At 66.3% G+C, this 13,556-nt stretch carries 12 protein-coding genes; 1 reads left to right on the forward strand and 11 read right to left on the reverse strand.

Annotation, left to right across the window (positions count from 1 at the left end; genetic code table 11):
* Positions 1 to 3: 3 nt before the first annotated feature.
* The 6 genes from ASD43_RS01570 to ASD43_RS01595 form a co-directional block, all read right to left on the reverse strand.
* Positions 4 to 492 carry a nucleoside deaminase gene (locus ASD43_RS01570; protein ID WP_056412672.1) on the reverse strand — a complete coding sequence of 163 codons (489 nt, stop codon included), beginning with the start codon at positions 490 to 492 and terminating at the stop codon, positions 4 to 6.
* A gap of 33 nt (positions 493 to 525) precedes the next feature.
* Entirely contained in the window at positions 526 to 1,827 is a 1,302-nt protein-coding gene (locus ASD43_RS01575; RefSeq protein ID WP_082539167.1) for an ABC transporter permease, read from the reverse strand.
* Positions 1,824 to 3,119: an ABC transporter permease gene (locus ASD43_RS01580; RefSeq protein ID WP_082539168.1), complete on the reverse strand. Its 1,296-nt coding sequence runs from the start codon at positions 3,117 to 3,119 to the stop codon at positions 1,824 to 1,826. Before ASD43_RS01580 ends, ASD43_RS01575 begins: the two co-directional genes overlap by 4 nt.
* Positions 3,116 to 4,633 carry an ABC transporter ATP-binding protein gene (locus ASD43_RS01585; RefSeq protein ID WP_056412675.1) on the reverse strand — a complete coding sequence of 506 codons (1,518 nt, stop codon included), beginning with the start codon at positions 4,631 to 4,633 and terminating at the stop codon, positions 3,116 to 3,118. The genes ASD43_RS01580 and ASD43_RS01585 overlap by 4 nt, the downstream gene beginning before the upstream one ends.
* Positions 4,634 to 4,658: 25 nt before the next feature.
* On the reverse strand, positions 4,659 to 5,735 hold the full coding sequence (locus tag ASD43_RS01590; protein WP_056418861.1) for a BMP family lipoprotein: 1,077 nt from the start codon (positions 5,733 to 5,735) through the stop codon (positions 4,659 to 4,661).
* Between the two features lie 243 nt (positions 5,736 to 5,978).
* A complete protein-coding gene (locus ASD43_RS01595; protein ID WP_082539169.1) occupies positions 5,979 to 7,025 on the reverse strand; it encodes a LacI family DNA-binding transcriptional regulator in 1,047 nt (348 codons plus the stop codon).
* A gap of 338 nt (positions 7,026 to 7,363) precedes the next feature.
* On the opposite strand from ASD43_RS01595, the gene ASD43_RS01600 reads away from it, so the two are divergent.
* Entirely contained in the window at positions 7,364 to 8,770 is a 1,407-nt protein-coding gene (locus ASD43_RS01600) for an MFS transporter (RefSeq protein ID WP_162247472.1), read from the forward strand.
* Position 8,771: 1 nt separating this feature from the next.
* Here ASD43_RS01600 and ASD43_RS01605 read toward each other — a convergent pair whose 3' ends face one another.
* The 5 genes from ASD43_RS01605 to ASD43_RS01625 are packed head-to-tail and all read right to left on the reverse strand — an operon-like array spanning position 8,772 to position 13,416.
* On the reverse strand, positions 8,772 to 9,377 hold the full coding sequence (locus tag ASD43_RS01605) for a TetR/AcrR family transcriptional regulator (protein ID WP_082539171.1): 606 nt from the start codon (positions 9,375 to 9,377) through the stop codon (positions 8,772 to 8,774).
* Between the two features lie 29 nt (positions 9,378 to 9,406).
* Positions 9,407 to 10,393: a glycoside hydrolase family 130 protein gene (locus ASD43_RS01610; protein ID WP_056412691.1), complete on the reverse strand. Its 987-nt coding sequence runs from the start codon at positions 10,391 to 10,393 to the stop codon at positions 9,407 to 9,409.
* Between the two features lie 14 nt (positions 10,394 to 10,407).
* On the reverse strand, positions 10,408 to 11,247 hold the full coding sequence (locus ASD43_RS01615) for a carbohydrate ABC transporter permease (protein WP_442922185.1): 840 nt from the start codon (positions 11,245 to 11,247) through the stop codon (positions 10,408 to 10,410).
* Positions 11,247 to 12,143, reverse strand: coding sequence for a carbohydrate ABC transporter permease (locus ASD43_RS01620; RefSeq protein WP_056412697.1), 897 nt, complete (start codon positions 12,141 to 12,143; stop codon positions 11,247 to 11,249). Before ASD43_RS01620 ends, ASD43_RS01615 begins: the two co-directional genes overlap by 1 nt.
* A gap of 4 nt (positions 12,144 to 12,147) precedes the next feature.
* Entirely contained in the window at positions 12,148 to 13,416 is a 1,269-nt protein-coding gene (locus ASD43_RS01625) for an ABC transporter substrate-binding protein (protein WP_056412700.1), read from the reverse strand.
* Positions 13,417 to 13,556: the final 140 nt, after the last annotated feature.

The raw sequence follows: 13,556 nt of genomic DNA on the forward strand, positions 1-13,556 counted from the left end.
CGGTCAGTAGGCGACGCGATCGAGCTTGTAGCGCCATGCGTCGAAGGGGGCGTTGCGGCCGTCGACGGGCGCCGCCTCGATGGCCGTCGACCAGGTGGCGCGGTCACGGGCGAAGAGTTCGTAGAACTCGAGGTCGTCGAATCCTCCCGAGGCCGCGTCGAGGCGATCCGCGGCGTAGACGACACGGTCGACTCGTGCCCAAAGTGCACTGGCCATGCACATTGGGCACGGCTCACAGGAGGAGTACAGGGTGAGACCCGAGAGGTCGAAGCTCTCGATGATCGAGCCGGCCCTGCGCATCGCGACGACCTCTGCGTGCGCGGTGGGATCGTTGTCGCGGGTCACGCGGTTCTGTCCGACGGCGACCCTGGTGCCGTCTGCTGCGACGAGCACCGCTCCGAAGGGGCCGCCGCCGTCTGCGACGTTGGCAGTGGCCAGATCGATGGCCTCGGAGAGCCAGGTGCGGTCATCGGCTGAAAGGAGAGAAGTCATGAAAGTCCTTTTTTCGTATGGCGGAGAGCCTCGTCAGGCAGCGGGATACGGCTTGCCGACCGCAGCAGGTCCTCGGGTCTGGCTGATGAGACCGGCGATGGCGACCAGGGTCACCAGGTAAGGAAGCATAAGCAGGAACTGGGTGGGCACGGGCGACGGTGCCGCAAGCTGTCCGAGCACGTACTGGAGGTTGGTCGCGAAACCGAACAGCAGCGCGGCGAACGCCGCACGCACCGGGTTCCACTGGCCGAAGATCACCGCAGCCAGGGCGATGTATCCCGCCCCGCTCGTGATGTCCTTCGAGAAGGCGCCGACCGATCCGAGAGTGAAGTACGCGCCCCCGAAACCGGCGATCGCACCGGCGAGCATCACGTTCCAGAAGCGGGTGCCGCTCACGTTGATACCGACCGTGTCGGCGGCCTGCGGATGTTCGCCGACCGAACGGAGCCGCAGCCCCCAGCGTGTGGAGAACAATCCGAAGAAGATCACAGCGACGCCCACATACATCGCGTACACGATGATCGTCTGGGTGAAGAGCACAGGGCCGATCACGGGAATCGCGCTCACGATCGGGATCGCGATCGGCACGAACTGCGGCGGCGAGTTGAGGGTCGCGGCATTGACGGCCAGCAGGTTGGAATAGAGGAAGCTTGCGAGCCCGATGACGAGCACGTTCAGCACGATCCCGACGATGACCTGGTCGACGAGGTAGCGGATGGAGAACGCCGCGAGCACGAACGAGACGAGCGCTCCCGCGACGAGGGCGCCGAGGAGTCCGGCGACGAGGTTCTGTGTGAGCGACGCCACCAGCGCGGAGGCGAAGGCTCCGGCCAGGAGCTGGCCTTCGATGGCGACGTTGATCACGCCGACGCGCTCGGAGAGTACCCCGCCCAGCGCTCCGAAGATCAGAGGGACGCTCAGCGCGAGCGACCCGGCCAGGAGCCCGACCACGGGAACCGTGTTCCCCGCTGTCGCCCAGGTAAGGAAGCCAAACAGCTGGATGAGTGCGAAGGCCGTCAGGTACCAGACCGGCGTGCGACGCCCCGACTTCGTCTGCAGCGCTGCTCCCAGGGGGAGGAGAACGGACAGCACGGCGACGACGACGCCCGTTATCCTGCTGCTGACGGTGATGAGCGGGAGGCTGACAGCGTCTGTGGCGCCGCCGGAGTTCAGCGAGTAGGCGACGTCGCCGTCGCGACCGAAGCCCACGAGCAGGACGACGGAGAGGAGCGAGAAGACGGCGAGCACGATCGGCGTCTTCCACGCACGCAGCGCCGCAGGAGAGCGCCGCGCGCGCGTCGACGAGGCGGGCACGAGTGCAGCTGCGGATGTCATGATGCCGATGCTCCTTGCGAGGTGGATGCGATTCGTGTGCGGTGCGCCCCGGGGGCCGGGAGCCGGAACACGGCGCGGACCAGGGGCGGGGCCGCGACCAGGAGCACGATGACCGCCTGTATAACCGACACGAGATCGATGTCGATGTTCTGAGCAGCCTGCATCGTGTACCCGCCGGCCTGCAGCACTCCGAACACGATCCCTGCTATCAGCACGCCCAGAGGCCGGGATCGTCCGAGCAGGGCGACGGTGATGGCCGTGAAGCCAATGCCCGCATCGAGGGTGCTCGTGAATCCTGAGGTGACCTGCCCAAGCACCTGATAGGCACCGGCGAATCCGACGAACGCCCCCGAGATCAGCATCGCGACGACATACGTGCGCTTGACGTCGATGCCCGCCACCCGCGAGGCCCGCGGGTTCATGCCGACCGCGCGCACCCGGAAGCCCAGCGCCGAACGGTTCAGCAGCCAACCGAAGAGCAGCACCCCGAGCACGGCAACCGGTAGCCCGACGTTCACGGCGAAGGAGGATCCGAACAGCGGCGTGAGCACGGCGGTCGGCAACGCAGGGGGCGACACGGGGTTGCTCCCCGGGGCCTGCAGCACGGGAGTCGTCAACAGGTACGCAAGCAGGTACAGCGCGACGTAGTTGAGCATGATCGTCGAGATCACCTCGTGGGCGCCGGATGCCGCCTTCAGGAGGCCGGCGATGCCGGCCCAGAGCGCGCCGGCGATGATCGCGCCGAGGACGGCGACGATCACGTGCAGCACGGGGGGCAGGGGCCACGCGTACGCGATGTACCCGGCGGTGGCGGCGCCGACGAGCATCTGCCCCTGGCCGCCGATGTTGAACAGACCTGCGCGGAAGCCGAATGCGATGCCCAGACCGGCCGCGATGAGCGGTGTCGCGAAGCCCAGGCTGGCGAGCAGCGGTGCTATCCCGGTCGCGAAATCCCCGGCGGTGTAGTCGTAAACGCCGCCCTGGAACAGGGAGAGGTAGGCCCCGGAGACTGCGTTCCACACGGCAGTGAGGGCGTCGCCCGGTCGGCTGAAGAAGTAGGCGGAGGACTGCTGCACCTGGGGGTTGACCGCGGCGATCAGGATCGCGCCGACGAGCAATGCGAGCACGACAGCGAGCATCGAGATGAGGGTGCTGCTGCGGAGGATCTCGTTGAGGATCTCACCGGCGCGGGACCGCTCGGTTCGCGCGCGCGAGGAGCGCTGATCTGCGGGGATGTTCGTGGTTTCGAGGGTGCTCGTCGCGTCCCCCGACGCCGCGGTGCGAATGCTCATGCTGTGAGCTCCGTTCCTGCGGGAAGTTCGCCCGCCATCATCAACCCGAGGACATCCCTCGGGGTGTCGCCGGGAACGATCCCGACGATGCGTCCGTGGTACATCACCGCGATCCGGTCGGCGAGGGCGATGACCTCATCGAGTTCGGTCGAGATGATGATGACCGGAACGCCCTCGTCTCGCGCCTGCACGATGCGTTCATGGACGAACTCGATCGATCCGACGTCGAGCCCCCTGGTGGGCTGCGCGGCGACGAAGAGGCGCAGGGGTCTGCTCAGCTCGCGGGCAAGCACGACCTTCTGCGCGTTGCCGCCGGACAGACGTCCGACGTGCGTCGCCGGACCCTGAGCGCGTACATCGAACTCGTTGATCTTCTTCTCGGCGAACTCCTGCACCGCGTGCAGCTGCAGGCTGCCGTTGCGCACGAACGGACGCTCGAACGACCTGTTCAGCATTAGATTTTCCGAGATGGAGAACTCCCCGACCAGCCCGTCCTCGTTGCGGTCTTCGGGGACCAAGCCGGCACCTGCATGCAGCACGCGGGCGACGTTGATCCCGCGGATGGACTTCCCGTTCAGACGGATGTCGCCCGTCACCTGTGGCTGCAGGCCGAAGATGGCCTCGGTGAGTTCGGTCTGCCCGTTGCCCTGCACACCGGCGATCGCAAGGATCTCTCCCTCATGCACGTCGAAGGTGACATCCTCGACGGTGGCACGTCCATCGGATCCGAAGACGGAGACACCGGAAAGCTCCAGCGCCGGCCGTCCGGGTGACGCCGCGCTCTTGACGACGACGAGGCCGACGTCGCGTCCGACCATCAGCGAAGCCAGCTCGACGTTGGTGGCAATGGGCGACGCGGTGCCGACGATCTTGCCGTGGCGGATCACGGTGATGCGGTCCGCCACCTCGCGCACCTCCCTGAGCTTGTGCGTGATGAACACGATCGCGGTCCCCGACGCCTGCAACTGTCGCATGATGACGATCAGCTCGTCGGTCTCCTGCGGCGTCAGGACCGCGGTGGGCTCGTCGAAGACCAGCACCTTCGCATCTCGAGAGAGCGCCTTGATAATCTCCACGCGCTGCTGGGCTCCCACCGAGAGGTCGCCGACGAACGCATCGGGGTCGATGTCGAAGCCGAAGCGCTCCGAGATCTCGGTCACTCGACGTCTCGCGCTCTTCAGGTCGAGCTTTCCGTGGCGGGACTCCTCCTGCCCGAGCATCACGTTCTCGGCGACCGAGAAGACGGGGATCAGCATGAAGTGTTGGTGCACCATGCCGATCCCGGCCCTCATCGCGTCGCCGGGACCGGCGAAGCTCTGCACGACCTCATCCAGGACGATCTCGCCCTCGTCTGCGCGCAGGAGCCCGTAGAGCACGTTCATCAACGTGGACTTGCCCGCGCCGTTCTCGCCCAGGAGGCAGTGGATCTCCCCGGGTTCGACGACCAGATCGATGTGATCGTTGGCCACCAGGGTGCCGAATCTCTTGGTGATGCCTCGGAGTTCGAGTTTCACAGCAGACCTCTTTCGGAGCCGACGGTCAGCGGTTCGCGGACGGGCTGTCGACGGCGATGCTGCCGTCGAGGATCCCGGCCGTGATCTTCTCGAGCTCCCCGGCCAGCTCCGGAGCGACGAGGCCGTCGAAGTCATGGAAGGGAGCGAGACCGACGCCGTCGTTCGTGAGCGTCCCGATGTACGGGGTGTTGTCGAAGGTGCCGTCCGCTGCCTCAGAGACGACCTCGCCCACCGTCACTCGCACGTTCTTGAGCATCGAGGTCAGGATCAGGCTCTGGAGGTCGTTCTCGTCGGTCTCGTAGGTGTCGGCATCGACGCCGACGAGCACGGCCTTCTTGCCGGACGCCGTGATCGCGGCGCCAGCTCCCTGGTACAGGGTTCCCGCGATGGGGAGGATCACATCGGCGTCACTGTTCAAGAAGTTCGTGGTGATGGTCTTCGACGCGTTCTGGTCGGTGAACCCTCCGACGAAGGTGCCCTGCTGCGCGTCGACGTCCCAGCCGAGCAGCTGGACGTCGGTGCCCCTCTGCTCGTTGTAGTAGTCGATGCCCTGGGCGATCCCGTCCATGAAGATCGTCACCGACGGGAACTGCTGGCCTCCGTAGGTCGCGACGATGCCGGACTCGGTGTAGCTCGCCGCGGCGTAGCCACCGAGGAAGCCCGCCTGGTCCGTGTCGAAGACGATCGGCTTCACATTGGGCGCGACGATCGAATTGTCGTCGACCATCACGAAGTTCACGTCGGGGTACTTGGCGGCCGCCTCCTGGATCGGAGCGACCAGAGAGAAGCCAGCTCCGACGATCACGTCGCACTTCTGGCTCACCAGAGCCGCGATGTTCGAGGTGAAGTCGTTCGGCGACTTCGACTGCACGGACTTGAAGTCTGCACCGACCTTCTCGGCAGCATCCTGGACGCCCTCGTAGGCCAGCTGGTTGAACGAGCGATCGTCGAATCCGCCCTGGTCAGAGAGGATGCAGGGCAGGAAATCGGAGGATGCCGCGTCGCTGGGCGCGTCCGGCGCGGGGGCGCAGGCGACGAGTGCACCGGCGGCAGCGATCACGATGAGGGTTGCAGTGGAGAGTCGTCGAGTGGAGCTGGACATCATTGTTCCTTTCGTAGGCCGTAGCCTGGGCTCGCCGTCAGCGCGGTCGACGGCGCGGTATTCCTGCGGAGAGGCGCCGCCGTCCCGATCTGACCGGGGTGACCTGAGTCAGTATGCACCAACGTTAAGCGCTTGACAAGCGCAGATCGCAAGATCCGCATTCCTGTCAGATGCACGTGTCGAGCGCTTAACCTTCTATGCGAAGGTCATGGCCTCCTTCGGGCCCCGCGACCCTGAGGGGCCTCAGGAACGCGGAGGCCGGGGCCCGACGGAGGCCCGTGGAACGTACGCCGTCGCGAGCTCGATCCTCGCCGGTTCACCGGAGCGGATGTGCTCGGCGAGAGCGTCGCCTCCGCGCTCTCCCATCTGGGATGCCGGGAGCGAGATGGCGGCAAGCGGGGGGTCGATCACGATGTTGGGGTCGAGGTCGTTGAACCCGACCAGGGAGAGATCGCCGGGGATGTCGACCCCGAGGGCGCGCGCGCCGGCGATCACGCCGTACGCGTGGCGATCGTCGGCGCAGATGACGGCGGTGACACCGCTCGCCGACCACGAGGGCCAGACTTCGGTGAACGCATCCAGGGTGTCGGAGACTCGCAGAGTGCTCAGCAGCAGGTCATCCGGCACCATCCGAATGCCGAGGGCCGCAAGATGACCGCTGACCTGGGTGCGGCGGGAGGCGAGGCTGAGCGATTCCGCGACAAACGAGACGTACGCCACGGTGTCATGCCCGAGTGAGGCGAGATGTGCGGCGAGGTCAGCGATGCTCGGCTCCAGCGCCATCGACACCAGCGAGGTGTGCGCGGGAGCGTTGGGAGCATCGATCACGACGGTGGGAACCGCGACGCGCTCGAGGCCGTCGAGGAGCTGCTGCGACGGTGCGGAGACGACGAGACCGGAAGGGTTCGAGCGCAACGCCCGCTCCAGCGGAGATACGCCTCCCCCACCCGCCGACGGTTTCGCGTCGACGAAAGCGACCTCCCAATCCGGTCCGAGGTGCGAGGAGACACCATCGACGACACTTGCGATGAAGTCACCGTAGAGGGCACCGGGAAACAAAAACGATACAGATTGCGACGAGCCGAGCGCGAGCTTCTGCGCCGCCCGGTTGGGGACGTAGCCGAGCTCCTCGACGGCTTTCGCGATCCGCTCGACATTCTCCGCGGTGAGGCGTCCGTCGCTTTTGCCGTTGACCCACAACGACACTGCCGCCGCCGAGCAGCCGGCACGCCGACCGACGTCAGCCAACGTGACGCGAGGATGTCCACGCAATGCCGTAGTGGGCGCCATGAGGTGCCGTGCCTCTCGATATCGCTTTACGCATGCTCGCGCGGAGTCGACTTGAGCCTAGCCCTGCCGGCCGAGCCCCACCACCTGCAAGTCCGTTCCCATACAGCGCATCGACATCCTCGACCAAAGTTCGGGCGACATTCGCGCGCACGGCCCTGGTACTGAATCGCACCTGCACCTCCTCCTGAGTCGCGATCACCGCCGGTCAGGGGTTAGGGCATTGCGTCCGCGATCGGACAGCCAACACCGACCTCGACAGCTACAGGTTCGTCATCGTCGCCGTGCTGCTGCTGGCGCGGGGAGTCAGCTAGGCGCTGGCACGGCCGCGGGTTGGGTCGGTGGCCCAGTGGCAACCCACGAATGGGGCCGGAGGCGCGTCGCCTTGCTCTGACGCTAACCACTCCCAGCCCCGCTGGCGAGTAGACGGGCGGCATTGTTCGGGCGCGCCGGGTTGCGCAGAACCGCCAACCCATCGCGAAGACGCGGGAGGCGGCGGGGGCCGGCGGGCGCGTCGCGCCGTAGACAGCAGTCTTCTCCTGGTTTCGTCCCGATTCGGAGACCGACTCGGCCCGAGAGCGACACTCGCGGCAGGAGCGGCCGGCTTCGCTGCATCCTCCGTCCTGGGCGGGTTCTCCGCTGAGTTCAGTCTCCTCGTTCTGGCCAGAGTGATGCAGGGCGCGTCAGCGGCGCTCATCGCCCCCGCCGCTCTCGCTGCACTATCGCTGACGTTTCCCTCCGGGAGGGGGAGGACTCGAGCCTTCGCAATCTACGCGGCTGTCGGAGTGGCGGGCGCGGCGGTCGGCCTGTTCGCGGGTGGTGCGCTCACTCAGATGCTCTCCTGGAGGTGGACGTTGCTTGTCCTGGCCGTCCTCGCAGGGGTGGTCCTGGCGATGACGCTGATTGCATTCCCTACCCGCAGGAGCTCCGAACATCGCTCGACACGCCCGCTCAGCGGCATACTCATCACCGCTGGCCTGTTCTCTCTCGTGCTCGCGCTGTCAGTGTTCGAGTCCGGAGATCTGAGGACGGCTGTGCTGCTCATCCTGGGCGGCGCAGGCGCCGTACTGGGCTTCATCTTCGCGGAACGGCGCACGTCCGACCCCCTGGTGCCGGCCCGAGTTCTGAAGGATCGAACACGGCTCGGTGCGCTCGTCGCTCTCGGGCTCGGTGCGGCCGGACTCTTCTCGGTCTTCCTCTTCGTCGTCTACTACTCCGACGTCGTCCTGGGGTTCGACGTGGCCACCACCAGCATCGCGCTGATCCCGTTCCCTGTCGCCGCGGTCGCGTCCTCGTTACTCCTCGCACCCCTCCTGCAGCGTTCAATCGGCGAGAGAGCAGGTCTGCTCATCGGACTCGGCCTCGCCGGCGCAGGGATGGCGTGGGCCGCGTTGACCGCTCCCGCAGCAAGCTACGCCTTCTCGACACTGCCGAGCATCGTGATGGTCGCCGCAGGGATGGGACTGGTCTTCGCGTCGGCTCAGGATCTCGCCACCCGCGGGCTCTCGGCGGCAGACGAGAGCGTCGGGGCTGCTCTCGTCCACGCCTTCCAACAGATCGGAGGCGCGATCGGGGTCACCGCTCTCAATGCGGTCTCCGTTGTCGTCGCGAGAGTGTCATCCGACCCGGTCGCGGGCTACACCGCCGTGTTCGCCGCGACAGGGGCGATCTATGTGATCGCGCTCGTCGGCACGCTCCTCATCTGGATGCCGGCACGCCGGTCACCGCGCCCCCTCCTCGCGCGTTAGCTCAGCTCTCACCGAGCATGGAGCGGGCGATGCGCCGCCAGGCCGGAAGGTGCGGGTCGGTGGCGGGATCATGCGCGGCGAACGCGTAAGTCAGAGCGACGCCGCGCATCGCGTTGTGGAGCAGTGAGATGAGGTCTGCGAAGCCTTCGTGCGATGCATACCGCTCTCCGAAGAGCCGGACGATGCGCGCGCGGTTGCGCTGGCCGAGCGCTCCTTCGGCGGGTCGCAGCGCCGCAGCGAGATCGGGATTGTGCTCGGCGTTGACCCACAGCTGCAACGCTGCTCGGAACAGCGGTCCGTGGAAGGTCGACCACATGACGGTGACGGCCTCGTCGAGATCGTCGACAGGCACCAGATCATCATCGAGCTCGAGTCCACCCTCGCGACGATCGGCGAGGTACTGCACCGCCGCCACGAGAAGCGTGTCACGCGAGGGGAACTGGTGCAGCACGCTTCCGCGCGAGACCCCGGCGATCTCCTGGATGCGCGTGGTCGTCGTCGCCACGTAACCCTCCTCGGCGAGGCAGGTCACCGCGGCCGTCAGAATGCGTTCGCGCGTGTCCCATGCCCGTTGCTGGACCGGTATTGCGGCGACGTGAGACGACATGCGAGAAAGCCTAACGTCGCTGAGGTCTGTCAGGCGAGCGGGTCGGGATCCCGCAGAGCGCGGCCCCAGGGCTCGGCGGGGTCGTGGGTCGCGACGGCCAGGGTCGTGTCGGACTGGCCGTAGTAGGCGAACCACTTGCCGTGGAACTTCACGAGGCCCTCGACGAAGGTCACGTTCGAGACGAGGCCGTTCCTGTCCTCGAAGGTCTGCGGACGCAGCCACGGGTTCTGCATCTTGGCGATGACCTTCGTCGGCTCGTCCGGATCGATCGCGATCTGCCCGCAGCGGTAGTCGACGCCTGTCGTTCCGTCATCACGCACGGTGACCGTCGCGCCGTTGGTCAGCATGACGAGCAGGCCGTTGTCTGTGACGACGGGCGAAGTGCCGATCTCGACGAGCGTCTCGTCCCATGCGCCGGCCGTCGGCGAGTACATCGGCTCGGTGTCGGGAGCGCCGGGCGTCCAATGGATGAGGTCGTCGCTGGTGGCCCAGTAGATCGCCCCCTCACCGAAATACATCCACCACTTCCCGTGCATCTTCTGTGGCACGATCACCCCGGCCTTCGACCATTTCCGGCCGCGGGGGAAGGTGGTCTTGAAGGTGTCGAAGCCGTCGAAGAGCGGTCCGTGCCTGGTCCAGTCGCGCAGATCGGTCGAGGTCGCGAGGCACAGCTGCGCGCTGCGCCGATCCCACCCCGTATAGGTGAGGTAGTAGGTGCCGTCGATCAGCGCGATGCGCGGGTCCTCGCATCCGTAGCACTCGTAGTCCTCGGCGGGCGAGAGGATCGGCGCGTCCTCACGGGTGAAGTTCACGCCGTCGCTCGATCGGGCGAGACCGATGTGAGAGATGATGTCGTCGGCGTGCGCCCGGTACAGCAGCAGCACCTCGTCGCCGTCGACGAGCGCGGCCGGGTTGTAGAGGTTGCCGGACTCCCAGCTGTCGCCGCGCGGGCGGAGGATGGGGTTGCCCTCGTAGGGGGTGAACGGTCCGAGCGGGAAGGATGCTCCGGTGAACATGGCGTCCTTTCTGACTAGCCCTTGACGGCCGCGCCGAGGTCGGTGGCCGTGAAGAAGCGCTGGAAGAAGATGAACAGGATGACGACGGGGAAGGCCAGCGCCGTCGCGCCGGCGAGGATTGCTCCGTTGGGGTTGGCTGTGGACTGTGCGGCGTTGGAGATGTAGTTCGCGAGCGAGACGGCGAGCGGTTGCAGCGCCGCATCCTTCGTGATGAGGAACGGCCAGAGGAACTCGTTCCATGGGCCGATGAACGTCACGAGGATGACCGTGACCAGGGCGGGCCGGATGAGAGGGATCGCGATCGAGAAGAGCAGGCGGAGCTCCCCCGCCCCGTCGATGCGCGCTGCCTCGAATATCTCCACCGGCAGCGCGCGGAAGAACTGCGCGAAGATGAACACGGCGGTGGTGTTGATGATGAACGGCAGGACCATTCCGAGGTACGAGTCGCCGAGTCCGTAGTTGCGCGTGATCTGGATGTACAGCGGGATCATGAGCAGCTGGAACGGCACCATCTGCACGAGCAGCATGAGTACCCAGATCATGCCGCGACCACGGAAGTCGAGCCGGGCGATCGCGTAGCCGGCGAGCACTCCGAACACCACCGTGCCCAGCAGCACCGCCCCGGTGATGATGACGGAGTTGACGAGCGAGCCGACCAGATCGATGCGCGAGTCGATCGCGAGGAAGTTGTCGACCGTCCATCCGCTCGTCGGGAACAGCGACGTCGGGGAATTCGTCGGATTCTCCTGGAAGGCCCCGACGAGCATGAAGTAGAAGGGGAAGGCGAACCCGATGGCCGCGATCGTGAGCAGGGTCGCACTCACGACGCGGGGGGCTATCTTGCTGCGTGTCATCATCGCTCCTTCGTCGCACGCTGCGCGGCCAGCGACAGCAGGCCCACCAGGATCACGAGGATTATGCCGATCGCCGCCGCGGTGTCGGGGTTCTGCTGCTGGATGCCCAGCTGATAGATGAGCAGCGCCGGTGTGGTCGAGGCGCCGTCCGGGCCGCCGCCGTTGGTGAGCAGGTACGGCTCGGTGAACAGATTGGCGCCGGTGATGATCGAGAGGATCAGCACGAGCGTGGTGGCGTTGCGCACGCCGGGGACCGTCACGTGACGGAAGCGCGTGAAGATGCTCGCCCCGTCGGTCTCGGACGACTCGTAGAGCTCTTTCGGCACGTTCTGCAGTGCCGCGAGGTACAGCAGGATGTAGAAGCCCATCTCCTTCCACGTGACGTACAGCGCGATCATCGGCATCGCCAGAGCGCTGTTCACCAGCCAGGACGGATCGGGGGCGAACGGCCCAAGGATCGTATTGACCAGACCGTTGCCTGAGAAGAGAAGCATCCACACGCCGACGAGCGAGACGCTCGCCGTCAGGTACGGAACGTAGAACGCCACCCGGTATGCGGCCGCCCACCGGATGCCGTTGTTCAGCGCCACCGCCAGCACGAGCGAGAAGACGGCGGTCAGCGGCACGTTGATCACGAGGAACAGGAGCGTGTTGCGCAGCGCGTCGAGGACTCTCGGATCCGTGAGCACGGTGGCGAAGTTGTCGAAGCCGACGAACGGCCGATCGACCTCGACGCCCGGAGCGGTGAAGAAGTAGTCGTGGAACGCGATGTAGACCGCGAACCCCAGAGGGTAGGCGAAGATCGCGATCACGAAGATGAGATAGGGCAGCGCGAAGAGGCCGCCGATCGGCTGCGCACCCAGCCATCGGGTGCGCAGCCGCCGGTTGTCGGTCATGTGATCACTCGGCGACGAGGTCGTCGATCTTGGCCGCGGTGTTCGTCAGGAAGTCGTCGACGGACCCCTTGCCGAAGATCACCGCAGACGAGTACTCGTCACGGAAGGTCTGCCACGCCTCCACCGAGTTCGGGATGCTGGGCACTCCGCGGGTCGCCTCCGACTGCTCGGCGAAGTAGACCGACTCGGGATGCGCGTCGAAGTAGTCGGGATAGGTGTCCATCAGCGCCGTGCGCATGGGCATCTGTCCGCTCAGCTCCAGAAGGGTTCCGTCGGCATCCTCGCTGGTCGAGAACTTCAGGAACTCCCAGGCGGTGCCCTGGTTCTCGCAGGCCGTGAACATCGACACCCCCTTCGAGTCGGCGAACGAGATCGGATCCTCGCGGCCGTCGCTCGTCGGCACGGGCATGAAGCCCACATCGACGGCGCCCGCGTAGGTCGGAATGGCCCAGGGGCCGCCGATCTGCATCGCGGTGGTGCCGACGACCATCGGGTTGTCGGTCGAGGTCTCGGTGGGGGCCAGCTTCTCGTCGTACATCGTCGCCCAGAACTCGGCCACTGCACGCCCGGCGTCGGAATCGAAGGTCGACGTGCCGTCCTCGACGAGCATCGTGCCGTCGGTTTCGGCGAGGTACAGCGGGTAGAAGTCACCCCACGCCCAGTAGAACTCGCTGGTGGGCTTGGGCCAGATCGCACTCTGCACTCCGGAATCGACGAGCGTGCGCGCGCCCTCGAGGAACGCCTCGTGCGTCTGCATCTGCGGGTCTTCCGGATCGATGCCGGCCTGGGCGAACAGCGTCTTGTTGTACATCACGACGATGGGGTTCGACTTCCACGGCAGCTGGTAGAAGCGTCCGTCGACAGCATAGGAACCCACGTCACCGCTGCGCTGTTCGATGTAGTCGTCGCCGCCCTCGAGGGAGCTCAGGTCGACCAGACCACCCTGCTTGACCCAGTCGGACACTGCAGCGGGCGAGATGTTGTAGACGAGGCACGGTGCTGTTCCCCCGGTGATGGCGGCGGTGATCGCCTCCTCCGACGTGGACCCGGCCGGCAGCGGCTGCGCGGTGACCTGCTCGTCGGGATGGTCGGCGTTCCAGGCGTCGACCATGGCCTTTCCCCACGCCAGCTCCTGTTCGTTGTTCGACAGCCAGATGTCGATGGGACCGGTGGCGGCGGATTGCTCGGTGCCGGCGGGGCTTGCGCCGGCCGAACAGCCGGTGGCGACGAGCACTGTCGCACTGATCAGTGCGAGCGATCGGATCTTCTTCATGGGTGTCCTCCTTGACACGAGGGGCGCGAGGACGCGCGGAGTCTTTCGGATGGCGTGAGGTCAGGGTCCTCATCGCCCCGATGCGGCGGGCCTCGTGGGCCTGCTGGAGATCAGAGTGACGGAAAAGTTTTAATTAGTCA

The organism is Microbacterium sp. Root553 (genome assembly GCF_001426995.1).
In the GTDB taxonomy this organism is placed as follows: Bacteria; Actinomycetota; Actinomycetes; order Actinomycetales; family Microbacteriaceae; genus Microbacterium.

What these genes read in the sequence shown, in the direction of transcription:
- ASD43_RS01570 (WP_056412672.1), bottom strand. Translation starts at nt 492, where the DNA reads ATGACTTCTCTCCTTTCAGCCGATGACCGCACCTGGCTCTCCGAGGCC.
- ASD43_RS01575 (WP_082539167.1), bottom strand. Translation starts at nt 1,827, where the DNA reads ATGACATCCGCAGCTGCACTCGTGCCCGCCTCGTCGACGCGCGCGCGG.
- ASD43_RS01580 (WP_082539168.1), bottom strand. Translation starts at nt 3,119, where the DNA reads ATGAGCATTCGCACCGCGGCGTCGGGGGACGCGACGAGCACCCTCGAA.
- ASD43_RS01590 (WP_056418861.1), bottom strand. Translation starts at nt 5,735, where the DNA reads ATGTCCAGCTCCACTCGACGACTCTCCACTGCAACCCTCATCGTGATC.
- ASD43_RS01595 (WP_082539169.1), bottom strand. Translation starts at nt 7,025, where the DNA reads ATGGCGCCCACTACGGCATTGCGTGGACATCCTCGCGTCACGTTGGCT.
- ASD43_RS01605 (WP_082539171.1), bottom strand. Translation starts at nt 9,377, where the DNA reads ATGTCGTCTCACGTCGCCGCAATACCGGTCCAGCAACGGGCATGGGAC.
- ASD43_RS01610 (WP_056412691.1), bottom strand. Translation starts at nt 10,393, where the DNA reads ATGTTCACCGGAGCATCCTTCCCGCTCGGACCGTTCACCCCCTACGAG.
- ASD43_RS01615 (WP_442922185.1), bottom strand. Translation starts at nt 11,247, where the DNA reads ATGACACGCAGCAAGATAGCCCCCCGCGTCGTGAGTGCGACCCTGCTC.
- ASD43_RS01620 (WP_056412697.1), bottom strand. Translation starts at nt 12,143, where the DNA reads ATGACCGACAACCGGCGGCTGCGCACCCGATGGCTGGGTGCGCAGCCG.
- ASD43_RS01625 (WP_056412700.1), bottom strand. Translation starts at nt 13,416, where the DNA reads ATGAAGAAGATCCGATCGCTCGCACTGATCAGTGCGACAGTGCTCGTC.